This window comes from Miniimonas sp. S16 (genome assembly GCF_057748195.1).
In genome coordinates this window covers 1,973,211-1,996,068 of record NZ_CM173242.1, presented here as the reverse complement: position 1 = coordinate 1,996,068, position 22,858 = coordinate 1,973,211, and the positions used below count along the sequence as shown (strand labels likewise).

The following is a 22,858-nucleotide window of genomic DNA, read 5'->3' as shown; positions in this document are numbered from 1 at the left end:
GTGGCTCGTCGTCTTCCGCGCGCGTCGCTCGCCGTCGGCGTCGTCGCCTTCGTCGCCGGCGTCCTGTTCGCGACCAACGCCTCCGTCTTCGCCGCCCAGGACACCTCGCGCCCCAACGACCTGCGTGGCCTCGTCGCCCAGGAGACCGAACGCCTGGACACCCGCAACGCCGAGGTCGAGGAGCTGCGCGCCGAGGTGGCCCAGCTCGAGGAGGACACCGCCGTGGCGCCCGCTGCGCCGTCCGCGGCCGAGGCGCTGGAGACCGGGCTGGAGGCCCTCACCGGCCCCGGCGTCCGCGTGAGCCTCTCGGACGCCCCGAGCGGCGCGACGTCGCAGAACCCCGACGACCTCGTGGTGCACCAGCAGGACATCCAGGCCGTGGTGAACGCCCTGTGGGCGGGCGGCGCCGACGCCGTCGCGATCCAGGGGCAGCGCGTCGTGGCCACCACCGCCGTGCGCTGCGTGGGCAACGTCCTCCTCCTGCACGGGCGCACCTACTCCCCGCCGTACGTCGTCGAGGCGATCGGCGACGTGGACGAGCTCACGCAGGCGCTCGAGCAGGATCCCGTGCTCGAGGTCTACCAGCAGTACGTCGACGCGTTCGGGCTCGGCTGGTCGGTCCAGGAGCGTGACGAGATCACGATCGACGCCTACACCGGCACCCGGACCCTGAGCCACGCGAGCCTCCTCACCGACGGCGACGGCCCCGCATGAGCGCGCCCGTCGCCCGCCCCGAGGCCGCCCGTCGGCCGCCCGGCCCGTCGGCCGCCTCCCGCGTGGTCGGCGTCGTCGGCGAGCTCCTCATCACGCTCGGCGTGCTCCTCGGCCTGTTCGTGGTCTGGCAGCTGTGGTGGACCGACGTCGAGGCCGGCCAGACCCAGCAGCAGCTGTCCGCCACGCTCGACGAGACGCTGCCGCCCTCGCCGGACACCGTGGCGCCGGCGGGGACCGGCGAGGCGCCGGTCGCGCTCGAGCCGCTGACGGGGACGACGTTCGCGCGCCTGTGGGTCCCGCGCTGGGACGACGGCGACACCCCCTTCGCGCGCACGATCACCGAGGGCGTGGACCGGGCCACGGTGCTGGACCCGTTGGGGATCGGCCACTACCCCGGCACCGCGATGCCCGGCCAGGTCGGCAACTTCGCGCTCGCCGGCCACCGGCAGAGCCACGGCAAGCCGTTCTACGCCGTCGACAAGCTCGCGCCGGGCGACGCGCTCGTGGTGGAGACGGCGGAGGCGTGGTACGTCTACCGCGTGACGACGAGCGAGATCGTGCCGCCCACCGACGTGGACGTGATCGCCCCGAACCCGAGCGACCCGGGCGCGGCCCCCACTGCCGCGACCATCACGCTCACCACCTGCCATCCGCTGTTCTCGACCCGCGAGAGGTACGTCGTGCACGGTGAGCTGGAGTCCTGGGTGCCGCGCGACGCGGGCCGCCCCGCCGAGCTGGCCGGGGAGGGCTGAGATGTATGCCGCGATCTGGCGGGTCCTGCCCGGCCCGCGCTGGCTCAAGGCGACGCAGGCGCTCCTGCTCGTGCTCGCCGTCGTCGCCGTCCTGTTCCTGTGGGTGTTCCCGGCGATCGCGCCGCACCTGCCCATCGACCAGCAGACCGTGGAGTGACCCCGATGACGCGCATCCTCGTGGTGGACAACTACGACAGCTTCGTGTGGACGATCGTCGGCTACCTCGAGCAGCTCGGCGCCGACGTCACCGTCGTGCGCAACGACGCCCTCGAGGGCACGACGGCGGACCTCGCCGGGTACGACGGCGTGCTGATCTCGCCAGGTCCCGGCGCTCCCGCCGACGCCGGCGCCTCGATGCGTACGATCGAGGCGTGCGCCGGGGCCGGTGTCCCCATGCTCGGCGTCTGCCTGGGCCACCAGGCGCTCGCCGAGGTGTACGGCGCGACCGTCACGCACGCGCCCGAGCTCATGCACGGCAAGACCTCACGCGTCGCGCACGGCGGCGAGGGGGTGCTCGCGGGCCTCGGCTCGCCGTTCACCGCGACCCGCTACCACTCGCTCGCCGTCGTCCCCGAGACCGTGCCCGACGTGCTCGAGGTGACGGCGTGGGTGGCCGGTCCCGGTGACGGCGATGGCAGCGGCGCCGATGGCGCGAGCGGCGGCGCCGACGGGACGACCGAGACCGGCGCCCGGCTGGTGATGGCGGTCCAGCACCGCGACCTGCCGCTGTACGGCGTGCAGTTCCACCCCGAGTCCGTGCTCACCGAGGGCGGTCACCGGCTGCTCGCGAACTGGCTCGCCGTCACGGGTGACGCCGACGCCGTCGCGCGCAGCGCGGGCATGCGCCCGCTCGCGGCGCTGTAGCGGCCGCGCGGGGCTCGACCGGCAGCCACGCACGACGGCGAACGACGCGAGCGACGGCGGACGACGGCGAACGACGCGAGCGACGGCGAACGACGAGAGACGCGAGGAGCCCGGGCCGCATCGGCCCGGGCTCCTCGTCACATCCGCGCGATCAGCGGCCCGTCGGTCACGGGTTCCCGCCGCCGGGCGGGTCGGGCTGGCCCGGCGAGGGCGTCCCGGTCGCCTCACCCGTCGGCGGCGTCGTCGGCGTGGCGACCTCGGTCGGCTCGGTCGCGATCAGCACGGTGATCTGCGACAGGCGGTCCACCGAGCCGGTCGGGTTCCACGAGATGACGGTGTCGGCGTCGTGGTCGCCGTTCGGCGTCTGCTCGAAGTTCCCGGTGAGGCTGGCGGCCTGCAGCGCCTGCTGCGCCTGCTCGCGGGTCATCCCGGTCAAATCCGGGACGTCCACCTTGCCGGTGGCGATGGTGAGCGTGAACTGGGAGTCCGGGGCGACGGACGTGCCGACGCCCGGGTCGATCGCCATCACCTGGCCGGCCGAGAACGTCGCGCTGTTGGCGGTCTGCTTGATGATCGTCTTCGGCGTGAAGCCGGCGTTGGTGAGCGCCTGCTGAGCCTGCTGGTCCGTCATCCCGAGCACGTCCGGCACCGCGAGCGCGTCCGGGCCGGTCGAGACGACGATCGTGACGTCGAGGCCCTGGGCGATCGAGACGCCCGCCGCCGGGTCGGTCGAGACGACCGAGCCCGCGGGCACGGTCGCGTCCGCCGCGGTCTGCGGCACGGCGACGAGGCCGACGTCCTGGAGGTCGCGGGTGGCCTGCGCCTCGGTCTCACCGACGACGTCCGGCACCTCGACCATCGTCACGGTGGGGGTGGGGCTCGGGGTGTCGTCGGGCTCGCCCGTGTCGCGCGTGAGGGCCCAGACGATCGCGGCCGCGAGCAGGATCCCCAGGACCACGAGGACCCAGACCCAGGCCCGACCCTTCTTCGGGTCATCCTCCGCCGGCGGGACCGGCGGCGTGCTCGAGGTGGTGGCGGTGGGCGGTCCGCCGAGGATCTGCGTGGGGGCGCCGCGCTGGGCGGCCGCGCTCGCGGCCGCCGCGTTGGCTGCCGCGATGACGCCCACGGCGGGTGCGCCCACGACACCGCCGCGCTGAGCCGAGACGAGGTCCGCCCGGAACTCCTCGGCGCTCTGGTAGCGGACCGTGCGGTCCTTCGCGAGCGCCTTGAGCGTGATCCGGTCCAGCTCCTCGGGGACGTCCGCCGCGACCGAGCTCGGCGTCGGCGGTTCCTCCCGCACGTGCTGGTAGGCGACGGCGACCGGGGAGTCTCCGACGAACGGCGGCCGCCCGGTGAGCAGCTCGAACAGCAGCGCACCCGTGGAGTACACGTCGGACCGGGCGTCGACCACCTCGCCGCGCGCCTGCTCGGGGGAGAGGTACTGCGCGGTGCCGACCACGGCCTGCGTCTGCGTCATCGTCGCGGCGGTGTCCGCGACGGCGCGCGCGATGCCGAAGTCCATCACCTTGACGTCGCCGGCGGTCGTGATCATGACGTTCGCGGGCTTGATGTCGCGGTGGATGATGCCCGCGTGGTGGGAGTACTCCAGCGCCTGGAGCACGCCCTCGGTGATCTCGACGGCCTCCTCGATGGGCAGCGCCGCACCGTCCTTGAGCAGCTCGCGGACCGTGTGCCCCTCGACGTACTCCATGACGATGAACGGGGAGTGCCGCACCGTGCCGTCGGGGAGGGTCTGGGTGTCCTCGCCCGTGTCGTAGACCGACACGATCTTGGGGTGGTTCAGCGCCGCCGCGGACTGGGCCTCGCGGCGGAAGCGCGCCTGGAACGTGGAGTCCTGGGCGAGGTCGGAGCGCAGCAGCTTGATCGCGACGCGCCGGGAGAGACGGTTGTCCCGCCCGATGTGCACCTCGGCCATGCCGCCGCGACCGATGAGCTCACCGATCTCGTACCGACCGGCGAGTACCCGTGGGATCTGATCCACCACTTATCGAACCTCTCGCATCATCCGACCGACCAGGGGTCGGCCGCCCGGGCCGATTGTCCCAGACTTCCCAGCATCAGCAGGCCCAGGGTGAGGGCCGCCACGACGAGCACCACCGCGACGGCGAGCCCCACGCGCCCCAGCGTCCCCTGCGGGAACGCCGGGTGCCAGGGCCGGCGCGCGTGCCGGTCGCGCCGCGTCGCCGACGGGTTCCGCACCGCCCGCACCGCCTGCGCGGCGGGGACGGCGGCGTGCGGAGCGCGGGCGGCGGGGCCGAGGGCGCGCGCAGGTGCGGCGACGGGCACGACCGGTCGCTCGCCGTCGGGCACGGCCTGCGACGGCGAGCGCCACCGTCCGGTGACGAGCGTCGGGTCCCACGCGGAGTCGAGGTCGGCGAGCAGGGCGCGCGCCCGCGCGGCGACCTCGTCCGCCGAGGCGGGCCGGTCGGCCGGGTCCTTGGCGAGCATCTGCTCCACGAGCGAGCGCAGCGGCAGGTCGAACCGGCCCGGCAGCGGCGGCAGGGGCTCGGTGACGTGCGCGAACGCGATGTCCACCTGGGTCGTCCCGGTGAAGGGGCGGTGCCCCACGAGCGCCTCGTAGGCGATGATCCCCAGCGCGTACAGGTCGCCGGCGCCCGTCGCCGGCCGACCCATGGCCTGCTCGGGCGGCAGGTACTGCGCGGTCCCCATCACCATCCCGGCGGCCGTCATGGGCGCCTGGTTGGCGCCGAGGGAGATGCCGAAGTCGGTGAGGGTGATCGCGCCGTCGGGTCCGATGAGGAGGTTCGCGGGCTTGATGTCGCGGTGGACCACCTGGGCGCGGTGCGCGACGGCGAGCGCCTGCGCGGTCTGCGCCACGACGTCGAGCACGGCGCGGGGGGAGAGGGTGCGCTCGCGCGCGAGGACGGCCGAGAGGGGCTCGCCCTCGACGAGCTGCATGACGAGATAGCCGAGCCCGCCGACCTCGCCGTGCGCGTAGGTGCGTGCGATGCCGGGGTGGTCGAGGTCGGCGGAGTTGCGCGCCTCGGCGGCGATGCGATCCAGGAACAGGCGCTCGCCCGCGAACTCGGGCCGCAGCACCTTGGCGGCGACCTCGCGGCCGGTGTGCACCTCGGTGGCGGCCCAGACCTCGCCCATCCCGCCGACGGCGATGCGCCGGGTGAGCTCCCACCGGCCGTCGAGGATGACGCCGGCGCGCGGCGTCACGAGCCGCTCCCGAGCGCGGCGGCCATGACCGAGCGGGCGATCGGGGCGGCGAGCGCGCCGCCGGTGTAGTCGCCGGCCGCGGGGTCGGCGCCGTTGACCACGAGGACCGCGACGGCGACCTGCGGGTCGTCCGCGGGGGCGAAGCCGGTGAACCAGGCGTGCGGGTTGGACCGGGCGGTGCCGTCGTCGAACCCGGACTCCGCGGTGCCGGTCTTCCCGGCCACCGACACCCCGCTGATCTGCGCGCGCCGGCCGGTGCCGCTCGTGACGACGCCCTCCATGAGCTGCGTCATGGTCGCGGCGACCTCGGGCGTGATCGGCGTGGACAGCTCGCTCGGGGAGGTCTTCGACACGACCGTGAGGTTCGCGTCGCGGGTGGTGGCGACGAGGTAGGGGCGCATCAGCACGCCGTCGTTGGCGATGGCCGAGGAGACCATCGCCATTTGCAGGGGGGTCACGCGGACGTCGCGCTGACCGATCGCCGTCTGGCCGAGGGCGGCCTCGTCGGCGATCGGTCCGAGCCGGCTCGGCGTGACCGTGAGCGGGATCGCGAGCTGGTCGCCGAAGCCGAACGCGTCGGCCTGGTCGCGGATCGCGTCCGCGCCGAGGTCGAGCGCCATCTGCACGAAGGGGGTGTTGCACGACTTGGCGAACGCCGTCGCGAGCGTGGCGGTCTCGCCGTCGTCGCAGCGCTCCCCGGCGGGGTTGGCGATCGTGGCGGTGCTGCCGGGCAGCGTGATCGAGTCGGGCGCGGAGATCCGGGTGTCGGGCGTGAGGGCCGCGTCCGCGGACAGCGCCGCCGCCACGTCGATGAGCTTGAACGTCGAGCCCGGCGCGTAGGTGTCACCGGCGATCGCACGGTTCGCGAGCGGCTTGCCGGGGTCGTTGAGAAGCTGCTGCCACGCGGCGTTCACGGCGGCGGTGTCGTGGCCCGCGAGCACGTTGGGGTCGAAGCTCGGCGTCGAGACGAGCGCGAGCACCTCGCCCGTGCGGGGGTCGAGCGCGACGACGGCGCCCTCGTGGTCGCCGAGCGCGTCGTACGCGGCCTGCTGCACGGCCGGGTCGATCGTGAGCTCGACGGCGCCGCCCTGCGGCTGGCGGCCGGTCACCAGGTCGCCGAGGCGCTGCTGCCACAGGGACGGCGACGTCCCGTTCAGCACGGAGTTCTCCGCGAGCTCGATCCCGGACTGGCCGAACACCACCGAGGAGTACCCGGTGACGGGCGCGTACAGCGGCCCCTGGGTGTAGGTGCGGAGGAACTTGTACGGGTCGTCCACGGGCTGGGAGAACGCGATCTCCGCCCCGGCCACGACGATCGGGCCACGGTCGCGGCCGTTCTCCCGGTAGGTGTTGCGCACATTCCGGGGGTCGCCGTTGAGCGAGGACGCCTGGAAGAACTGCACGGACGTCACCGCGGCCATCAGCACGAGGAACATCGCGATGACGACGGCGCTCACGCGGCGCAGCGCGGCGTTCACCCGGCCGCCCCGGCCACGGACGCGCGCGGCTCGCGCGGGTCGCGCGGCAGCGCCGGCTCGACCTCGGGTCCGGGCCGGCGCGCGCCGTCGGACAGCCGCAGGAGCAGCGCGAGGATCATCCAGTTCGCGAGCAGGGACGAGCCGCCGGCGGCGAGGAACGGCATCGTGAGGCCGGACAGCGGGATGACCCGGGTCGCGCCGCCGACCACGACGAAGCACTGGAGCGCCACGATGAACGCGAGGCCGCAGCCGAGCAGCTTGCCGAAGCCGTCCCGCACGCCGATGGCGGTCCGCATGCCGCGCTGGGCGAAGACCAGGTACAGCATGAGCACCGCGAGCAGGCCGGTGAGGCCGAGCTCCTCGCCGAGCGAGGGCACGATCATGTCGGCGTTGGCGGAGTAGGTGAGCTGGGGGTAGCCCTCACCCCAGCCGGTGCCCATGAGCCCGCCGGACGCCATGCCGAAGAGGCCGGACACGATCTGGCCCGAGCCGCCGGGGTTGCGGCTGTAGATCTCGGGGTCGAGGGCGTGCAGCCAGACGTCGATGCGGGCCTGGATGTACCCGATCCGCGACGCCAGCAGCAGGACGCCGCCGATCGTGAGGACCCCGCCGATGAGCACCCACGACAGCCGCTCGGTGGCCACGTAGAGCATCGCGATGAACAGGCCGAAGAGCAGGATCGAGGTGCCGAGCTCACGCTGGAACAGCAGCACGCCCACGCTGATCGCCCACGCGAACAGGATCGGACCGAGGTCCCGGACCCGGGGGAACGTCATCCCCAGCACCTTGCGCCCCGCGAGCGTGAGGGTGTCGCGGTGGGTGACGAGGTACCCGGCGAAGAAGATCGCGAAGCAGATCTTCGCGAGCTCGGCGGGCTGCAGCGAGAGCGGTCCGACGCCGATCCACAGGCGCGACCCGTTGATCTCCTTGCCGATCACGGGCGCGAGCGGCAGCAGCAGGAGGAAGAGGCCCGCGGCGAGGAACGTCCACGTGTAGCGGCGCAGCGTGCGGTGGTCGCGCAGCAGGAGCAGGACGGCGAGGCACGCCGTCGCGCCGACCGCCATCCACATCATCTGCCGGGTCGGGTCGACGTCCCAGCTGGGCACGTTCTCGCGCGCCTGGAGCGCGAGGTGGACGCGCTCGATCATGGCCAGGCCGAGCCCGTTGAGCGCGACGACGATGGGCAGCAGGACCTGGTCGGCGTACGGCGCGCGCAGGCGGAGCACCACGTGCACCGCGAGCGCGATGGCGGCGGTGACGAGGCCGAACGCGAGCAGGTCCGGGGGGACCGCGCCGTTCACGGCGAGCCCCACCTGGAGGTAGGCGTAGATCCCGACGGCGAGCGCGGGCACGAGCAGCGCGAGCTCGGTCCAGCGCCCGGCACGCGGGGTGACCTGGGAGACGGTGACCATCAGGGCGTCCCACCGGACGTGGGCTGCGTGGTGGGCTGCGTCGTCGGCTGGGTGGTCGCCGTCGCACCGGGGGAGGCGGACGGATTGGTGCCTCCCGTGCCGCCCGCTCCGCCGGTGCCAGTCGTGGCCCCCGTGCCGCCCGTGTCGGGGAGCTGGTCGCGCAGGGAGGCCACGACGTCGTCCGCCTGGGCCCGCGTGCCGTCCGCGGGCGTGATGGTTTCCTCGAGGCGGGTCTGCGCGAACGCGGGGAGGTCGGCCACGCGGATGTCCGTCGTCTCCACGACGTGCCCCAGCTCGAGCGGGCCGAGGGAGACCGGGATGCCCTGGTAGACGGCGACGAAGTCGCCCGAGGTGCCCACGTAGTACTGGGTCTGCGTCCAGCGGTGGCCGAACCAGCCGCCGACGGCGAGCGCGAGCGCGAGCACGGCCACGCTCGCCAGCCACCAGCGCCGACGGCGGTGACCCGGCTTCAGGGCGGCCGCCCGGCGGCCCTTGCCCCCGGCTGAACGCGGCCCGCCCACTCCGTCCGTGCTGGTGGGCTCGCCGTCGGGCTCGTCGTCGCCGTCCGTGCTCGCGGCTGCGAGCAGCGCGGCCGCTCGCGCCGCGGCGCCGGACCCGCCGCGGGTGGGGCGGCCCCACTGGGCGGCCGCGGCGCCGACGACCTGCGGTGTGGTGGAGGGGGCGGCGCCGTCGGGCACGTCGTCGAGCTCGACGACGTCGGCGACCACCGCGGTGATGTTGTCGGGCCCGCCAGCGCGCAGCGCGAGGTCGACGAGTCGCTCGGCGCAGGCCGCGGGGTCGTCCTCGTACAGCAGCGCCTCGTTCACGGTGTCGGCGCTGACGAACGAGGACACGCCGTCGGAGCACAGCAGGAAGCGGTCGCCGACGGCGAGCTCCCGCACGGACTCGTCGAGCTCGACGCCGAAGTCGTGGTCGCCGAGCACGCGCAGGATGACGCTGCGGTGAGGGTGGTTCTCCGCCTCGGCCTCGGTGAGCTGGCCGATGTCGACGAGGTGCTGTACGTACGTGTGGTCGGCGGTGAGCCGGCTGACCTGCCCGTCGCGCACGAGGTAGGCGCGCGAGTCGCCGATGTGCACCATCGCGAGGCGCTTGCCCGTGCGCAGCGCCGCGATGAGCGTGGTGCCCAGGCCCGCGAGCTCGGTGTCCTCGGCCGCGCGGGCGCGGAGCTCGGCGTGCGCGTCGGCGACGGCGGAGCGCAGCAGGGCGAGCGCGTCACCCGCGTGGGACTCGCCGTCGAGCGGGGCCAGGTGCGCGATCGCGACGGACGAGGCGACGTCGCCGCCGGCCGGTCCACCCATGCCGTCGGCGAGCACGAGCAGGTGGGGACCCGCGTAGCCGGAGTCCTGGTTGACCGTGCGCAGCAGGCCGACGTCGGAGCGCGCGGCGTAGGAGAACGCGAGCGTCACGGGCGCCCCCGCAGCTCCAGCACCGTGCGGCCGATCGTCACCTGCATGCCGAGCGGGACCGGGGTGGGGCCGTCGATGCGCTCCTCGCCCACCCACGTGCCGTTGGTGGAGCCGAGGTCCTCGGCGTACCAGCCGCCGTCGTGCGGGAAGATCCGGGTGTGCCGGCCGGACGCGTAGTCGTCGTCGACCACAAGCGTGCACGAGGGCGCCCGGCCGATGAGGACCGCAGACGTGCGCAGCTCGAGCGTCGTGCCCGCGAGCGGACCCTCGAGGACGACCAGGGTGACGGGCTGGGAGCGGACGTGCTCGCCGTCGGACGCCTCGGCGCCGGAGGCGTCGCCCGCCCCTGCCCGGCCCCGACGGCGGGCGGCGCTGCGGGAGGAGACCTTGGTGCCGAAGATGTCGCGGCGCAGCACGCCGACGCACGAGAGGACGAGCAGCCAGAGCAGGACGAGGTAGCTCAGGCGGAGCAGCGTGAGGACGAGCTCGCTCACGCGGTGCCGCTCTCGCCCGTGTAGAACAGCAGGCGCGTGCGGCCGAACGTCACGGTGTTGCCGTCGACGAGGGTCGCCGCGGTGATGCGGTTGCCCTCGACGAAGGTGCCGTTGGTGGAGCCGAGGTCGGTGACCACCACGCCGCGGGCGGTCCGGCGCAGCTCGAGGTGGCGGCGGGAGACCCCCGTGTCGTCGACCACGATGTCGGACTCGCTGCCGCGGCCGAGCACGGTGACGGCGGCTGTGAGGAGGTAGCGGCGGCCGTCGATGTCGATCACCGGCAGGCGCGGCGGCTCGGGCACCTCGGGGGCGGGACGCTGCGCGGGGGCGTCCGTCCAGCCCTCGGCGCGGACCGTGGAGGAGTGCACCCGGAAGCGGCCGGTGGCCAGGTCCGGGCTCGTGGCGAACGTGACGTCGAGCGGTCCGACGAGGGAGTAGCCCTGCTCGCGGGCGTGCTCGGCGGCGGCGTTCTGGATCTCCTGCGCGAGCGCGTCCTCGCCCCACTCGGCGATCCGCTCGTGGTCGTTCTCGCCGAGCTCGACGGCGAACGTGTTCGGCACGACGGTGCGGCCACGGAAGGCGGCGGCGCGGTCGTCCATCTCCTTGTGCACGGCGCTCGCGATCTCCACCGGCTTGACCTCGGAGCGGAACGCCTTGGCGAAGACGCCGGCGACGGCGCCCTCGACGCCCTTCTCGATGCGGTCGAGCAGACCCATCGCGTTCCTCCTTCTCGGGCGGTCAGGCCGGTGTCGACACTCGCCGGACGTCCTCGTGGTCAGTCCCGGTGGGGCCTGGTCTCGGTCCGGTCGAACGGCGGCGTGTCGTCGGGCGGGGGATGCCGACCTGCGCGAACGGCGCCGACACGGGCGATCGCCCCGCCAGTCATGGTAGTCACCGGGGCGTGGCCGGTTCCGGCGGCGCGGCGGTCGTATCGGGCGGCGGGTGTGGGGAGCGTGTGAAGGGTGGGCGGGTGGGGCGCCTGAGGGCTGGCCGGGGGCGTTGCTGGGTGGTGGCCGGGGCCGGTGGGCTTCTCACGCGCCGACTGGCGCCTGGTCGAGGGCCCTCGACGGCGGTGGTAGGCTGGCTCGCGCTGTGCCGCTCGTGCGCTTCTCACGATCGGCGCGGCACTGCGCAAGTGGCGGAATAGGCAGACGCGCACGGTTCAGGTCCGTGTGCCCGAAAGGGCGTGGGGGTTCAACTCCCCCCTTGCGCACGTTTCCCCCTCCGGGGGACGGCTCGCACCTGGTGTCATCCAGGTGCATTCAGGGCCTCTGACCTGCATGAACGCCTCCTCACGCCGACCATGGCGTAGGGGGCATTCTTGCATCCAGGTACACCGCAGTGCATCACGTGCAACATATGGACGACATATGAGGGACGGTGCAACGCACGGGTCGCACCGAGGGCCACGTACACGGCTGGACCACCCGCCACGGAGCACCCCGATGCGCACGCACAGCCACCCGATCCGAATCGACCTCAACTGCGCACGTCGTGGCGTGCGGCGATCGCTGACGCCGACCTTGCGTGGGGTGACGCCGCGAACCCTGCGACAGGCGGTGGCGACCCGGATGGCCGAGACGTCCGGTGGTGAGGCTGCGGCACGGCACCTCGGCCGTGCAAGCGTGGAGGTGGCGGCCCGGCACTACATCCAGCGCCGCCCGTGACGTGGACTACGCCGACATGCTCGACTAACAGGCCTGCCGCACACGGGAGGTGGCGACGGTCCGGCACACGGTTGGGCCACCACCGCGAGGAGCCACCGTGTCCACCAGCGTCCTGGACGAGAACGTCGTCTACCTGGCCTACGACCGTTGGGTCTGCGGGCGCCTGGACTGCGCCGGCTGGCACGCCGCGCGCACCGGACGCACGACCAGCGGGTACCGGCTCACCAAGGTGACCGGCGCCGACGTGGAGGCGTGGATGCGCGAGTTCGACGAGCCACTCTCCTGCGAGTGCGGCGCGATATCGCTGGACAACCCGCAGGCCATCGTCCAGTAGCACACGGCACCGACATCGAGCAGGGCGATCAGGACGCCAGCCGGCTCGACCCGTCCTGCCCCCGCAGCACCGACTCGCGGATGAGGCCACGAAGGTCACCACCCGTGGTCTGCATCGTCGACGACACCGCCTCGAGCACCGCCGCACCGCGTGGGTCCCGAACGAGCAAGTCCCCGTCACGTCGCATCTGTCCCAGGAGAGCCTGAGCCACTACCCCGGTGTTCACCCCGTTGCCGAGCTGCTTCCACGAGGCCGCGTCACGCTGCCCGGTGAAGTCGAACTCGTCCGGCAACCCCTGCAGTGAAGCGCCCCGGGTTTTGTGGAGGCTCGGTTATCTGGAACCGGCTCCGACGGGAACCTGTTCTTCAACGTAGCTGACGGGCTTGTGGGATGCCCAGTGGGCGGCCTCGAACTCGGCGGGCGGGATGTGTCCGATCTCGCCGTGCAGGCGCCGGTGGTTGTACCAGTCGACGTACTCGGCGACCGCGATCTCGACGTCGCGGACCGACGCCCACCCGCCCTTAGGGCGCATCATCGGGTTGCGGATGCACTCGGCCTTGAACAACGAGTTCAGCGCCTCGGCCATCGCGTTGATGCTCCTATAGCTCGTCAAGTCGATCAGGCCGCGATTTCGAGCTCTCCATTAACGGGCTTGGCGATGGCGTCCGGGGCCGGCAGCAGGCGGAAGAGCTCGCGAGCGAGGTACCGCTTCAGGCACCGGATGATCTCCCGCTTCGACATGCCCTCGGCGGTGCGACGGGCCACGTAGTCGATCGTCGGCTGATGCCAGCGCATGCGCACGATGACCACGCGATACAGCGCGGCGTTGGCCTGCCGGTTCCCGCCGCGGTATAGACGGTGCCGGCTGTTGGTCTTGCCGGATCCAGCCGGGATCGGGCACGCGCCACACATCTTGGCAAACGCTGCCTCGGACTTGATCCGGTTGGTGTTGTCGCCGGCGGTGATCAGCATCTGTGCCGCAGTGTCGTAGCCGACGCCGACGGCCTCGACGAGCTGGGGCGCAGCGGCCGCAGTGAGTGCCTTCAGTGATGCGGCGTGAGCCTTGGCCTCCTCGTGCAGCGCCAGCCAACGCTTCGCCATCGAGGACAGCACGTGTCGCATTGCCACATCCGGGTCGCCCGGGACAACAACGGCAGGTGCGCCACGGCGCACGGGCGGCAGTGGAGTCGGACCCTCCAGCGCCGCGCACGCGAGGATCAGCTTGTGGTCGGTGAGCGTCTCCAGCTCCGCCCGCAACGCCTCGCTCCCGGTCGCGAGGGTCGCCTTGAGCGTGATCATCGCGGTTGTCCGCGCTTGAACGGCACCGTCGTAGGCGATCTTGACCAGCCTGATCGTTTCGACCGCGCCGTCGGCGGTCTTGGGTGTCGACAGCCCGTGCCCAGCCAGGAGCTGGCGTGCAGCGTGCTCGGCATCGATGGTGTCGTTCTTCCCTGCGAGTCGACGTTCCGCGGCCCGTGCTGGGCGGGCGATCTCGTGGACGTCGTGACCGTGGTTGCGCAGGTAGCGCGCCAAGCCGACCCCGTAGGAGCCGGTGCCCTCGACGCCGAACCCGATCAGCCGACCGGCCGACCCGACGAAGGCCAGACAGAAGGCGAGGAGCTCCTCAAACCCGGCGATGGTGGTGGGCACGACGATGTCGCCGAGCCGGCCGCCAAAGCCGTCGATCGCGACCGCTACGTGGTTGTCCTTGTGGGTGTCGACGCCGACGATGACATCGTCACGCCGAAGCTGCATGCTGGGCATCGGGCTGTGGATCCTCTCTCGCACTTTCCGGGCGGGCTGTCCATGGCTCAGCTGGCCGGAGTGGGCGGACAGGACTGCGATGAGGCCCTGGTCGAGTCAGGCTCCTATCAGGTCACTGCCCACCCGGCCAGCAGCCTGGTGAACGCCACCACCCGGGGCCGACACGTCAACGCGAGGGCACCCGCAGGGCCGGTCATAAGCAAGGGTCAGACCCCAGATGGTGGCGCAGTCACGATGCTCGCAGTCGTAGCTGTCACCGACCGTTCCGACGGACGCGACGGCGTCGGCTTCGGCGAGGCGCTCGGTGTAGCGAATGGCTCGATACTGCACTCCGGCATCGCTGTGATGGATCAGCCCGGTGATGTCCTGCCCCGCTCTGCGACGCTCCCAGAGGCCCATGTCGAGCGCGTCGAGGGCGAGATCGGTGCGCAGCGACGTGGACACCTGCCAGCCGACGACACGGCGAGAGAACACGTCGAGGACGAACGCGGCGTAGGTCCACCCGGCGTGGGTACGGATGTAGGTCAGGTCCGCAACCCAGAGCTGGTTCGGTGCCGTCGCGGTGAACGCGCGCTTCACGAGGTCGGCGGGCCGGTCGGTCTCCGCGCCCTCTCCGAAGGTGGTCTTGCGGGTCTTGTCGCGCCGGATGCCCTGGATGCCCGCGGCGCGCATCAGCCGCTCGACGGTGCAGCGGGCGACCTCGACGCCTTCCCGGTTCAGGGCCGCATGGATCTTCCGGGCGCCGTAGACACCGAGGTTCGCCTTGTGGACCACCCGGATGTCCTCGGTCAGCTCCGCGTCCCTGACAGCCCGGGCAGACGGCGGCCGGCTCTTCGCGGCGTAGTAGGTACTCGGGGCGATCTGGACGTCCGTGTCACGCAGGACCTGGCAGATCGGCTCGACCCCGAACCGGTCGCGGTGCTCGTCGATGTACTCGACCAGCACCGCGGTCGGCACCTCGGCTACTTCAGCTTGCGGTCGAGCTCCGCCGCGGCGAAAAACGCGGACGCGGTCTTCAGGATCTCGTTCGCCCGCCGCAACTCCCGCACCTCGGCCTCAAGCTCCTTGATCCGCTGCGCCTCCGCGGTCGTCACCCCGGGCGCCTGCCCGGCGTCGATCTCGGCCTGCTTCACCCAGCCCCGCAGCGTCTCCGGGTTGATCCCGAGCTGCTCGCTGATGCGCTGGAGCGCACCGGCCTTCCGCGCGGGGTCCTGTCGTGCCTCGACCGCGAGCCGCGTCGCGCGCTCACGCAACTCGTCCGGGTACTTCTTCGGTGCTGCCATGACTCTCATCCTCCGTGAGTTGAGAGCCTCCACCGAACCCGGGGCGCTTCACGCTGGAGGGGTGATCGCACTGGAAGACTGGGCTGAGATCCGTCGGCTGCACCGAGCCGAGGGTGTTCCGATCAAGGAGATCGCGCGCCGGCTGGGGTTGGCGCGCAACACGGTCAGGGCGGCGTTGCGGGCCGGGGCGCCGCCGTCGCGCGAGCGTGGTCCGCGGGGCTCGGCGGTCGATGCGGTCGAGCCGCAGATCCGGGCGCTGCTCGCGGAGTTCCCGCGGATGCCGGCGACGGTGATCGCGGAGCGGATCGGGTGGACGCGGTCGCTGACGATCCTGAAGGACCGGGTCCGGGAGCTACGGCCGTTGTTCGTGCCGCCGGACCCGGCCGATCGGGTCGAGTACGACCCCGGCGAGGTCGCCCAGTGCGATCTGTGGTTCCCGCCGCAGCCGATCCCGGTCGGTGGCGGGGCCGAGCGGATCCTGCCGGTGCTGGCGATGACGTGCGGGTACTCGCGGGTCACGGACGCGGTCATGATCCCCTCGCGCAAGGCCGGAGACATCCTGGCCGGGATGTGGCAGATCCTGGCCGGATGGGGCGCCTGCCCGCGGACGTTGGTCTGGGACCGGGAGGCGGCCATCGGCGGCACGGGCAAGCCCACGATCGAGGCGGCGAGCTTCGCCGGGACGATCGGGGTCCGGCTCAAGCTCGCCCCGCCCCGGGACCCGGAGTTCAAAGGCCTGGTCGAGCGGCGCAACGGGTTCTTCGAGACCTCGTTCCTGCCCGGCCGGACCTTCACCTCGCCGCTGGACTTCACCGACCAGATCGGCGACTGGCTGGCGACGCGGGCGAACACACGGGTGCTGCGCTCGATCGGGTCGGTCAGCCCGGCCCAGCGGTGGGCCGCCGACCGGGCGGCGATGGTCGCACTGCCCCCGCTCGCACCGGCGATCGGGCTCACGCACCGGGTTCGGCTGGGCCGGGACTACTACGTGCGCATCGACGGCAACGACTACTCCGTCGACCCGCGGGCCATCGGCCGGTTCGTCGGAGTCGTGGCCACCCCGGCACGGGTCGTGGCGACCTGCGCGGGGCAGGTCGTGGCCGACCACGCCCGTGACTGGGGGCACGCGCGCACGATCACCGACCCCGAGCACCGAGCCACCGCGAAGCTGCTGCGCCACGACCTGGCCGCCCGTCGCCAGCAGCGCTCGACCCGCACCCACGGCGACGGGCACGTCGTGGCGATCCGGGCACTGCCGGACTACGACGCCCTGTTCGGCGTCGACTTCGACCCCCGCCCCGGCTCCGGAGCGGTGACCGCTGAAGGGAAGTAGATGACCACCATCACGAAGACCAGACCGGTCGGCGACCAGCTCGCCTCCAAGCTCGCCTACCTGACCCGGGTCTTGAAGACCCCGACGATCGGGCGAACCTGGGACACGCTCGCCGAGCAGGCGCGGGAGGCGAACTGGTCGCACGAGGAATACCTCGCCGCGGTCCTGGAACGCCAGGTCGCCGACCGGGAGTCCGCCGGGACCACGATGCGGATCCGCACCGCGCACTTCCCCGCGATCAAGACGCTGGAGGACTTCAACCTCGAGCACCTGCCCTCCCTCAGGAAGGACGTGCTCGCGCACCTGGCCACCGCCACGTTCGTGCCCAAGGCCGAGAACGTGATCCTGCTCGGCCCACCCGGCCTGGGAAAGACCCACCTCGCGATCGGCCTGGGCATCAAGGCCGCGCAGTCGGGTTGCTCAGTGCTGTTCGACACCGCGACGAACTGGATCGACCGCCTCGCCCGCGCCCACCACGGCGGCGCCCTGGAGGCCGAGCTGAAGAAGATCCGCCGCTACAAGCTGATCATCATCGACGAGGTCGGCTACCTCCCGTTCGACACCGACGCCGCGAACCTGTTCTTCCAACTCGTCGCGTCCCGCTACGAGACCGGCTCCATCCTCGTCACCAGCAACCTGCCGTTCGGACGCTGGGGCGAGGTCTTCGGCGACGAGGTCGTCGCCGCCGCGATGATCGACCGCCTCGTCCACCACGCCGAGGTCCTCACCCTCGCCGGCGAGTCCTACCGCACCCGAGCCCGCCGCGAACTCCTCGCCAAGGACCGCGACAAGTAGACCAACGAGCACGTCGGGGGGTCACTTCCAGTCCGACGACACGGGGTCAGTTCCAGTCCGACGTTGACACATGGTGCCCATGAGTGCGAGGTGGAAGAACCTGCGGTCGATGACGATGCCCGACTTGGACACGATCTCCCGGCCCTCGTTACGCCGACGGCCCGTGATGGCGGTCAGCATGTAGAGGGCCGGGACGTGAACCTCGTCCTCGTGCGGCATCGTCGGTCTCCTCGCCCCTGGGCTCAGACGCCGGAGGCGATCCCACCGATCATGTTGATGATGGCGTCCACGATCCGCAGGAACAGCGGGATCACGACGCTCGGCATGACGATGATCGCGGCGACCAGGAGCGCCCAGCCCAGGCTGCCCAGACCCTCGTTGCGACCCCGGAACTTGGCGAAGATCATCTTGACGATGACGAAGACGATGAACACCGCCGCCACGATGCTCAGGACCGTCATCAGGGTGCCGAAGCCGCCGGAGCCGGCCAGGCCGTTCCAGAAGGTGCTCCACCCGCCGGAGAGGTTGCTGTTCATGTCGTTCTACTTCCGCTCGAAGTTCTACCTACCCGGGACCATGCGGCACATGCGCCCCTGCACCAGGTGATGTGGGCGGGAGAGCGGAAGAACGTTCGAGGCGCTGACGGCGGGCCCAGGCTTGGTCGTCCCATCGCTCCACAATGGCCCGGTCGGCGTTCTTCGTCGTGCGGACAAGACGGGAGTCAACGACTCGGGCGGTCTCCCCGAGGACACCAAGACCCGCTCAGAGCCTGCACAGATGGTCCACGGCGCAGGGGAGCCCTGCTCGCTCGGCGCCGCTAGCGTGAGCCTGTGGACAATCCTGCGACGAGCATTCAGGAGCCCAAGGGGCGCGGGATACTCCTCAGAATCACGGTGGCGCTCGTTCTGTGTGCGGGGCTGGGTGCGCTCGTCGGCTTCGCGGTGCCGAACCTGCTCAGCTCTCGGCCTGACACTGCGAGTTCAGCCTTCCTTCGGGCCAACGGTGACCTGCCCTTGGCCGGGGGCCTTCACCTAGCCGGGGCCACGTCGGGCGACAACGGCTTCGCGGGAGCCGAGGGGCCGGTGACCCTGACCGTGACCCTTGAGATGGAGGGGCCTGCCACGTCCGTGTATGCGGAGAGCGCATGGGATGAGCTGCGCGAGAGCGCCGTGGATGTCGGCTTGCTCACGCAGGACATCGACCTCATCAAGGTCGTCGTGTACTCCACAACCCACGGGTACCCGACGGCGACGGCCACTCTTGCGCCCTGACCGGCTCAGGGGACCGGATTGCGCCCTGCGCGTGAGGCGATGATTGCGGACAGTCCGTGCCCGATGCCCCGGGCCTCACCCTCGGTGAGGTCACTGTAGGAGTAGTCCCGATCTGCCCCTTCGCGGATCAGTTCCATACGGGCGGCCGAGAGCGCGAGGTTCTCTGGGGTGTCCGGGGACAGCGTCAGGGCCATGGACATGGCGTTGGACATCGTGATGGTCGAGCTGCCGAACCGTCGGACGATGAAGGCCTCGTACCGCCAGGCCAGCCCGTTGACGTTGACCGTCTGCAGCGCCCAGGCCACGGCGGCGGCAACGTCACTGCCTGTGTCGACCTGGCGCCCCCGGGCATTGAACGCGTCGAGGTCCTGGTGCAGGTCGAGGCGGTCGAACGAGGCGACCAGGCCCGGGGCGCTCCCGGGAGCCTGGCCGATCCTCGTGAAAGCCCAGTCGTAAGCGGCTTGGTAGGTCTGGGGAAGGCCGTTCTCGCGACTCTGTCTCAGGTACTCTCCCGTCGCCGTCCACAGGTCCCCCAGCCATCCCCCGACGTCCGCGAGTGTGACCACACCGGGGAGTGGAGGCATGCCCTGGTGCACCAAGGCGCCCAGAGTCGCCATCAGGTGCGGGCTGTAGGCCGCCTTGCTGCCTCCCGGGTCGTCGTAGCGCAACGCGAGCGGCCATGAGCCCGGCTCGACCATCTGGGCTCGGGCGTCGTCGACGAAGGAGTCGTCCACAGGGCCAGCAAGAAGTCCCCAGTTCAGGCCCTCGTAGCGGCCCTGCCGGAACGGGTAACTCATCAAGGCAGAGGGGTCCTGCCCGGTCGAGGCCGACCACGAGTTCGCCAGCGCTTGCAGACGCGCCAGCGAACGGGTGAAGGCCTGGCTGACCCGAGCTCCGTCACTACGGCCTGACGAGGCGACACGGTCGAGGCCCAATGACACGATCCCGGTACCGTTGCTCACGCTCGCTGTGGTTTCCTGGATCTGGTTGAAGGCCCAGTCCCGAGGCAGGGGGAAGCCGAGATTGCCCGACCATCCGCTCGAGAGCCCCGCTACGTAGCTGGCAGTCGCGAGGGCGAGGTCGGACAGGGTCGTGCAGACGTTGCGGGTGCCGTAGGCGCCGAGGCGGAACTCACTCCCCGCGAGCGCGTCACGGACGCCTTCGAAGTAGGGCACGACGTTGGAGGCGATCTGGTCGTCCGTTGCGTCGAAGTCGACTGCGAAGTAGATGATCGTCGAGTTGCCGAACCCGAGCGCGCGAGCCGCTTCGATCGCCGTAGCTCCGTCGGTCAGGCCGCGAGCACGTGTGAAGTAGGAGGAAGCCGAGCCGGTGGTCTGGAAGAAGGGGACGACGCCCATCCCAGCGGCCGAGACCATGGCCAACTCGTCCACCCGCATCCGTTTGTCGAGCGTCCCACCGGGTGCGTTCACCAGGTAGCGACCTGCGATCGTGTACCCCTGCGCTACCAGCGACGCCGCCATCGGCGCGGCGTCGATCGTGTCGTTGTCCGGCTGTGAGGCCAGGATCAGCGGAGTCGCTGTGTCGATGGCGGTCACGGGCCGGGTGGGGTCGCCGGTGGAGACGAGGAGCTCTGCCCAGGTCTGGTAGTTGCCCGTGCCGGTGACCTGGAGTGCGGCGAAGTCCTGGAAGGTGCTCGTCTCGGTTGAAGAGGCCGGCCCGAAGTTCCCGTCGAAGAAGACGGGGTACCCGTTGAAGGTCAGCGCGGCCTGGAACAGATGGACGAACTTGGTGACGCCGTCGACCGTACCGACGACTAGGGGCGGGCGGGCGGACAGGAGCGCTCTGGTGGTGGGCCCGAAGGCGCCGTTCGGGTCGCATCGTTGAGGCCGAGTTCGAACTGCAGGGCGTACAGCAGCCCGGTCTGGACACCGCGCGAGAAGCGGCCATCGGTCGGAAGGTACTGAAAGTTGAGCCGGCCGATGTAGGTCGCATTGAGCCACTGCTGGATGGAGCGGATCTCGACCGTTCCCGCGCCGACTCGGATGTAGGCGTCCATGGTCAGCAGGGTTCGGAAGAGCTTGGCGTCTACGGTCCCGAACCCGGGCCTGGAAGCGACGCCGAGATCGGTCTGGACGTTGCGCACCGCAGCGGTGAGGAGAGCACCGAAGTCGCCGTCGATGTTGCCGGCGCTGTAGCCCTTGCACCACATCGCGCACTGAAGGATCTTGACGACGTTGACCGGTGCACCGCTTCCGGTCGCGATCGGGGAGATCGCGGACACTGCGGCGGTTGTGCCTGGCCCGAAGGCGTTGGAGGGCGGTGCGACGCCCAACTCGATCTGGAGTGCTCGAGTCAGCGCGTACATCGTGGACCAGCCAGTCTGCCCGTTCTCCGGCGCGTCGACGAACCCCGGCTTTCCTCTGTAGGTGTCGTTGACCCACTCCTGCGCTTCAAGAACCCTGAGGTCCACTGCCACTTTCGCCTCCTTCCGAGAACACCCGAGCGTCGTGACTGGTCTGGGCTAGCAGGCGATGGTGGCGAGACGCTCCAGGAGGGTCTCGGTGAGGTAGGAGTCGTAGCCCTCGGGGAAGGCTGGCGGGGGCTCGACGGCGGGGTAGGCCAGGACGGCAGCGAGGCAGTGGGCGTCAGGTGTCAGCGCTTCTGCGGTCATTCCCCATCCGGGTTCGCTCACCAGGACGGTCGAGCCGTCTGGAAGCGGTGAGCGGTCAGCGGCCTGGGCGCCCAGTGGAGTGTGGGTCAGTGGGGTGTCCGAGTAGGTGACGCGGAAGGTGAAGCCCAGGCCGGAGGGATCCTCGTACCCTCCGCCCCAGTATTGCAGGTCCGGGAGCGCGTCCTTGGTCAGCACCCCGATCGTGGCGAGATCGGGGAACGGGTCGCCGGGCAGGACGAGGGCGGCGAACCGCTCGGCATCCTTGTCATCGAGATCGACCATGCCGCCTTCTCGCGCTTGTTTGAAGAGTGTCGAGACGGTCGGCACCTCCCCAGTGTCGGCGGGTGCTCGTCCGGGGGTCAGGCCGTCCGTGTCGGCACTCGCCCGGTCCGCATCGGGCCCGGAGGCGGTCACCTCCGGTGTTCCGCCCGGAGCGGGATCGGAACTACCCTCGCCAGGTGGGAGCGAGCTGCAGCCCGAGGCAACGATCGCCACCAGACCGCCGAGCGCGACGAGGACAAGTGGGCGCGCTCCTAGCCCTTGTCGCGAGGGCAACAGGCCGAGAGGACGCGTCACTGCCCCGACCAAGATGCTGTCCCTCTTTCGGGGGCGCCCCAGAGGCTCTCGTTCTGCGTTGACAGCGGGGCCGAGGCCGGGCACACACTCAGTCCACAACTGGAGAGCTGGACAACGGTGATGATGATCGGGCTCGGGATGTCGGAGAAGTAGTAGCAGGTCGTCGATGACGACACCGGGCCCCGCCAGGCAGACCACCGAGGGGTCCAGTAGCCCGTGTTCGACCACCAGACCCGTCCTCTTGTCTTGGCGGGGCACACACCTGCGGCGGCGCTATAACCCGGGATCGTCCCTGTGGCCGTGATACTGGTCTGGTTGTCCCCGACAGCGGCGTAACACGATGCTCGAACATTGCTGTCGAAAGCCTGTGTCCAGAGAACTCGGTACCAGTAGACGCTGGAGCACGTTCCGACGGAGAGGGGGGTGACGACCTCTGACAGGGCAGTGAGTGTCGAGTCGATGGCCTCGACCTGTGAGCGGTCAATCTGCTGAAAGTCAGACTCGTCCGGCTCGATCGTGGGCATCCAGTCATCGATGGGCCCTGCCCACTCGATGTCTTCGAGTGGCACCCACGTCCACGAGACGGAGGATCCCTCTGGAGCGTTGAGAGCGCTCTGGAGCGTCTCTTCAACGGCGAGTCGCACGTCCTCGTCCTGGAGCGCTTCGTTCACTTCCGGGGTGCGCAGTACCTCGATCGCATTGGGGAAGTCCGAAGCCACCTCCTCAAGAAGCGTGGGTTCGAGGGCCGGATCTTTTGGCGGGGGAGCGGAACTCCCCACCGTGCCGAGTACGACCGCAAGGGCGATCGCACAGACTACTGGGGCCTTCTGCCAAGTGCGCACGAGTCCTCCGTAA

The 22,858-nt window shown here is 71.1% G+C and carries 25 protein-coding genes, 1 tRNA gene, 2 pseudogenes and 1 other annotated feature; of the genes and pseudogenes, 10 read left to right on the top strand and 18 right to left on the bottom strand.

What is annotated here, in order from left to right:
* The 4 genes from AC3AQ1_RS08715 to AC3AQ1_RS08700 are packed head-to-tail and all read left to right on the top strand — an operon-like array spanning nucleotide 1 to nucleotide 2,330.
* A complete protein-coding gene (locus AC3AQ1_RS08715) occupies nucleotides 1-714 on the top strand; it encodes a DUF881 domain-containing protein (protein WP_199916442.1) in 714 nt (237 codons plus the stop codon).
* Nucleotides 711-1,466, top strand: coding sequence for a class E sortase (locus AC3AQ1_RS08710; RefSeq protein WP_108718661.1), 756 nt, complete (start codon nucleotides 711-713; stop codon nucleotides 1,464-1,466). Before AC3AQ1_RS08715 ends, AC3AQ1_RS08710 begins: the two co-directional genes overlap by 4 nt.
* 1 nt (nucleotide 1,467) lies before the next feature.
* Entirely contained in the window at nucleotides 1,468-1,623 is a 156-nt protein-coding gene (locus AC3AQ1_RS08705; protein ID WP_180359795.1) for a hypothetical protein, read from the top strand.
* Between the two features lie 5 nt (nucleotides 1,624-1,628).
* Complete coding sequence (locus tag AC3AQ1_RS08700; RefSeq protein ID WP_108718660.1) at nucleotides 1,629-2,330, top strand: anthranilate synthase component II; 702 nt, start codon at nucleotides 1,629-1,631, stop codon at nucleotides 2,328-2,330.
* A 166-nt stretch (nucleotides 2,331-2,496) separates the two neighbouring features.
* Here AC3AQ1_RS08700 and pknB read toward each other — a convergent pair whose 3' ends face one another.
* Genes pknB through AC3AQ1_RS08665 form a run of 7 tightly spaced genes read right to left on the bottom strand, consistent with a single transcriptional unit; the run spans nucleotide 2,497 to nucleotide 11,064 of the window.
* Entirely contained in the window at nucleotides 2,497-4,335 is a 1,839-nt protein-coding gene (gene pknB, locus AC3AQ1_RS08695) for a Stk1 family PASTA domain-containing Ser/Thr kinase (protein WP_370445268.1), read from the bottom strand.
* Between the two features lie 17 nt (nucleotides 4,336-4,352).
* Nucleotides 4,353-5,537 (bottom strand): serine/threonine-protein kinase, encoded by a 1,185-nt coding sequence (locus tag AC3AQ1_RS08690; protein WP_108718659.1) that lies wholly within the window; start codon nucleotides 5,535-5,537, stop codon nucleotides 4,353-4,355.
* Nucleotides 5,534-7,015, bottom strand: a complete 1,482-nt coding sequence (locus tag AC3AQ1_RS08685; protein ID WP_108718658.1) for a peptidoglycan D,D-transpeptidase FtsI family protein — start codon at nucleotides 7,013-7,015, stop codon at nucleotides 5,534-5,536. Before AC3AQ1_RS08685 ends, AC3AQ1_RS08690 begins: the two co-directional genes overlap by 4 nt.
* Entirely contained in the window at nucleotides 7,012-8,427 is a 1,416-nt protein-coding gene (locus AC3AQ1_RS08680; RefSeq protein ID WP_108718657.1) for an FtsW/RodA/SpoVE family cell cycle protein, read from the bottom strand. The genes AC3AQ1_RS08685 and AC3AQ1_RS08680 overlap by 4 nt, the downstream gene beginning before the upstream one ends.
* A complete protein-coding gene (locus AC3AQ1_RS08675) occupies nucleotides 8,427-9,854 on the bottom strand; it encodes a PP2C family protein-serine/threonine phosphatase (RefSeq protein WP_108718656.1) in 1,428 nt (475 codons plus the stop codon). The genes AC3AQ1_RS08680 and AC3AQ1_RS08675 overlap by 1 nt, the downstream gene beginning before the upstream one ends.
* Nucleotides 9,851-10,348, bottom strand: a complete 498-nt coding sequence (locus AC3AQ1_RS08670) for an FHA domain-containing protein FhaB/FipA (RefSeq protein ID WP_108718655.1) — start codon at nucleotides 10,346-10,348, stop codon at nucleotides 9,851-9,853. Before AC3AQ1_RS08670 ends, AC3AQ1_RS08675 begins: the two co-directional genes overlap by 4 nt.
* A complete protein-coding gene (locus AC3AQ1_RS08665) occupies nucleotides 10,345-11,064 on the bottom strand; it encodes an FHA domain-containing protein (protein ID WP_108718654.1) in 720 nt (239 codons plus the stop codon). Before AC3AQ1_RS08665 ends, AC3AQ1_RS08670 begins: the two co-directional genes overlap by 4 nt.
* Nucleotides 11,065-11,477: 413 nt before the next feature.
* Between AC3AQ1_RS08665 and AC3AQ1_RS08660 the strand changes: the two genes are divergently transcribed.
* The 3 genes from AC3AQ1_RS08660 to AC3AQ1_RS08650 all read left to right on the top strand — a co-directional run bounded on the left by AC3AQ1_RS08660 (nucleotide 11,478) and on the right by AC3AQ1_RS08650 (nucleotide 12,349).
* Nucleotides 11,478-11,561: transfer RNA gene (locus AC3AQ1_RS08660), tRNA-Leu, on the top strand.
* Nucleotides 11,562-11,793: 232 nt separating this feature from the next.
* Entirely contained in the window at nucleotides 11,794-12,015 is a 222-nt protein-coding gene (locus tag AC3AQ1_RS08655; RefSeq protein WP_139987476.1) for a hypothetical protein, read from the top strand.
* Between the two features lie 97 nt (nucleotides 12,016-12,112).
* Complete coding sequence (locus AC3AQ1_RS08650; RefSeq protein ID WP_108718653.1) at nucleotides 12,113-12,349, top strand: hypothetical protein; 237 nt, start codon at nucleotides 12,113-12,115, stop codon at nucleotides 12,347-12,349.
* Between the two features lie 28 nt (nucleotides 12,350-12,377).
* Here the strand turns inward: AC3AQ1_RS08650 and AC3AQ1_RS08645 are convergent, their stop codons facing one another.
* The 5 genes and pseudogenes from AC3AQ1_RS08645 to AC3AQ1_RS08625 all read right to left on the bottom strand — a co-directional run.
* On the bottom strand, nucleotides 12,378-12,641 hold the full coding sequence (locus AC3AQ1_RS08645; protein ID WP_234417433.1) for a hypothetical protein: 264 nt from the start codon (nucleotides 12,639-12,641) through the stop codon (nucleotides 12,378-12,380).
* 39 nt (nucleotides 12,642-12,680) lie between these two features.
* Complete coding sequence (locus AC3AQ1_RS08640; protein WP_108718651.1) at nucleotides 12,681-12,935, bottom strand: integrase core domain-containing protein; 255 nt, start codon at nucleotides 12,933-12,935, stop codon at nucleotides 12,681-12,683.
* Nucleotides 12,936-12,967: 32 nt separating this feature from the next.
* Complete coding sequence (locus AC3AQ1_RS08635) at nucleotides 12,968-14,113, bottom strand: IS110 family RNA-guided transposase (RefSeq protein WP_108718098.1); 1,146 nt, start codon at nucleotides 14,111-14,113, stop codon at nucleotides 12,968-12,970.
* A gap of 96 nt (nucleotides 14,114-14,209) precedes the next feature.
* Entirely contained in the window at nucleotides 14,210-15,070 is an 861-nt protein-coding gene (locus tag AC3AQ1_RS08630; protein ID WP_370445267.1) for an IS3 family transposase, read from the bottom strand.
* Nucleotides 14,966-15,118: a sequence feature (AL1L pseudoknot), on the bottom strand. (Overlaps the previous gene by 105 nt.)
* Nucleotides 15,119-15,198: 80 nt before the next feature.
* A pseudogene (locus tag AC3AQ1_RS08625) lies at nucleotides 15,199-15,396 on the bottom strand (transposase); the annotation flags it as partial.
* 61 nt (nucleotides 15,397-15,457) lie between these two features.
* Here AC3AQ1_RS08625 and istA point away from each other — a divergent pair.
* Both istA and istB read left to right on the top strand, forming a co-directional pair.
* A complete protein-coding gene (istA, locus tag AC3AQ1_RS08620; RefSeq protein WP_159096460.1) occupies nucleotides 15,458-16,729 on the top strand; it encodes an IS21 family transposase in 1,272 nt (423 codons plus the stop codon).
* Nucleotides 16,730-17,524: an IS21-like element helper ATPase IstB gene (gene istB / locus AC3AQ1_RS08615; protein ID WP_108718649.1), complete on the top strand. Its 795-nt coding sequence runs from the start codon at nucleotides 16,730-16,732 to the stop codon at nucleotides 17,522-17,524.
* Nucleotides 17,525-17,545: 21 nt separating this feature from the next.
* Here the strand turns inward: istB and AC3AQ1_RS08610 are convergent, their stop codons facing one another.
* Together AC3AQ1_RS08610 and AC3AQ1_RS08605 are read right to left on the bottom strand one after the other, a co-directional pair.
* Entirely contained in the window at nucleotides 17,546-17,743 is a 198-nt protein-coding gene (locus AC3AQ1_RS08610; RefSeq protein ID WP_108718648.1) for a hypothetical protein, read from the bottom strand.
* Nucleotides 17,744-17,766: 23 nt separating this feature from the next.
* The gene (locus tag AC3AQ1_RS08605) at nucleotides 17,767-18,060 is read right to left on the bottom strand and encodes a hypothetical protein (protein ID WP_108718647.1); all 294 of its coding nucleotides are present in this window, start codon (nucleotides 18,058-18,060) and stop codon (nucleotides 17,767-17,769) included.
* A gap of 294 nt (nucleotides 18,061-18,354) precedes the next feature.
* On the opposite strand from AC3AQ1_RS08605, the gene AC3AQ1_RS08600 reads away from it, so the two are divergent.
* The gene (locus tag AC3AQ1_RS08600; RefSeq protein WP_108718646.1) at nucleotides 18,355-18,795 is read left to right on the top strand and encodes a hypothetical protein; all 441 of its coding nucleotides are present in this window, start codon (nucleotides 18,355-18,357) and stop codon (nucleotides 18,793-18,795) included.
* A 5-nt stretch (nucleotides 18,796-18,800) separates the two neighbouring features.
* On the opposite strand, the gene AC3AQ1_RS08595 is transcribed toward AC3AQ1_RS08600, so the two are convergent.
* The 4 genes and pseudogenes from AC3AQ1_RS08595 to AC3AQ1_RS08580 form a co-directional block, all read right to left on the bottom strand.
* Nucleotides 18,801-20,351, bottom strand: coding sequence for a glycoside hydrolase domain-containing protein (locus AC3AQ1_RS08595; RefSeq protein ID WP_108718645.1), 1,551 nt, complete (start codon nucleotides 20,349-20,351; stop codon nucleotides 18,801-18,803).
* A gap of 87 nt (nucleotides 20,352-20,438) precedes the next feature.
* Nucleotides 20,439-21,226 (bottom strand): annotated as a pseudogene (locus AC3AQ1_RS08590) (peptidoglycan-binding domain-containing protein); the annotation flags it as partial.
* A 51-nt stretch (nucleotides 21,227-21,277) separates the two neighbouring features.
* Nucleotides 21,278-21,709, bottom strand: coding sequence for a hypothetical protein (locus AC3AQ1_RS08585; RefSeq protein WP_108718643.1), 432 nt, complete (start codon nucleotides 21,707-21,709; stop codon nucleotides 21,278-21,280).
* Between the two features lie 290 nt (nucleotides 21,710-21,999).
* A complete protein-coding gene (locus tag AC3AQ1_RS08580; protein WP_139987785.1) occupies nucleotides 22,000-22,845 on the bottom strand; it encodes a hypothetical protein in 846 nt (281 codons plus the stop codon).
* Between the last annotated feature and the right edge of the window lie 13 nt (nucleotides 22,846-22,858).

Coding starts and splice junctions, on each gene's coding strand:
- AC3AQ1_RS08710 (WP_108718661.1), top strand. CDS start 711: ATGAGCGCGCCCGTCGCCCGCCCCGAGGCCGCCCGTCGGCCGCCCGGC.
- AC3AQ1_RS08705 (WP_180359795.1), top strand. CDS start 1,468: ATGTATGCCGCGATCTGGCGGGTCCTGCCCGGCCCGCGCTGGCTCAAG.
- AC3AQ1_RS08700 (WP_108718660.1), top strand. CDS start 1,629: ATGACGCGCATCCTCGTGGTGGACAACTACGACAGCTTCGTGTGGACG.
- AC3AQ1_RS08680 (WP_108718657.1), bottom strand. CDS start 8,427: ATGGTCACCGTCTCCCAGGTCACCCCGCGTGCCGGGCGCTGGACCGAG.
- AC3AQ1_RS08665 (WP_108718654.1), bottom strand. CDS start 11,064: ATGGGTCTGCTCGACCGCATCGAGAAGGGCGTCGAGGGCGCCGTCGCC.
- AC3AQ1_RS08655 (WP_139987476.1), top strand. CDS start 11,794: ATGCGCACGCACAGCCACCCGATCCGAATCGACCTCAACTGCGCACGT.
- AC3AQ1_RS08640 (WP_108718651.1), bottom strand. CDS start 12,935: ATGGCCGAGGCGCTGAACTCGTTGTTCAAGGCCGAGTGCATCCGCAAC.
- AC3AQ1_RS08635 (WP_108718098.1), bottom strand. CDS start 14,113: ATGCCCAGCATGCAGCTTCGGCGTGACGATGTCATCGTCGGCGTCGAC.
- istB (WP_108718649.1), top strand. CDS start 16,730: ATGACCACCATCACGAAGACCAGACCGGTCGGCGACCAGCTCGCCTCC.
- AC3AQ1_RS08610 (WP_108718648.1), bottom strand. CDS start 17,743: ATGCCGCACGAGGACGAGGTTCACGTCCCGGCCCTCTACATGCTGACC.
- AC3AQ1_RS08605 (WP_108718647.1), bottom strand. CDS start 18,060: ATGAACAGCAACCTCTCCGGCGGGTGGAGCACCTTCTGGAACGGCCTG.
- AC3AQ1_RS08585 (WP_108718643.1), bottom strand. CDS start 21,709: ATGGTCGATCTCGATGACAAGGATGCCGAGCGGTTCGCCGCCCTCGTC.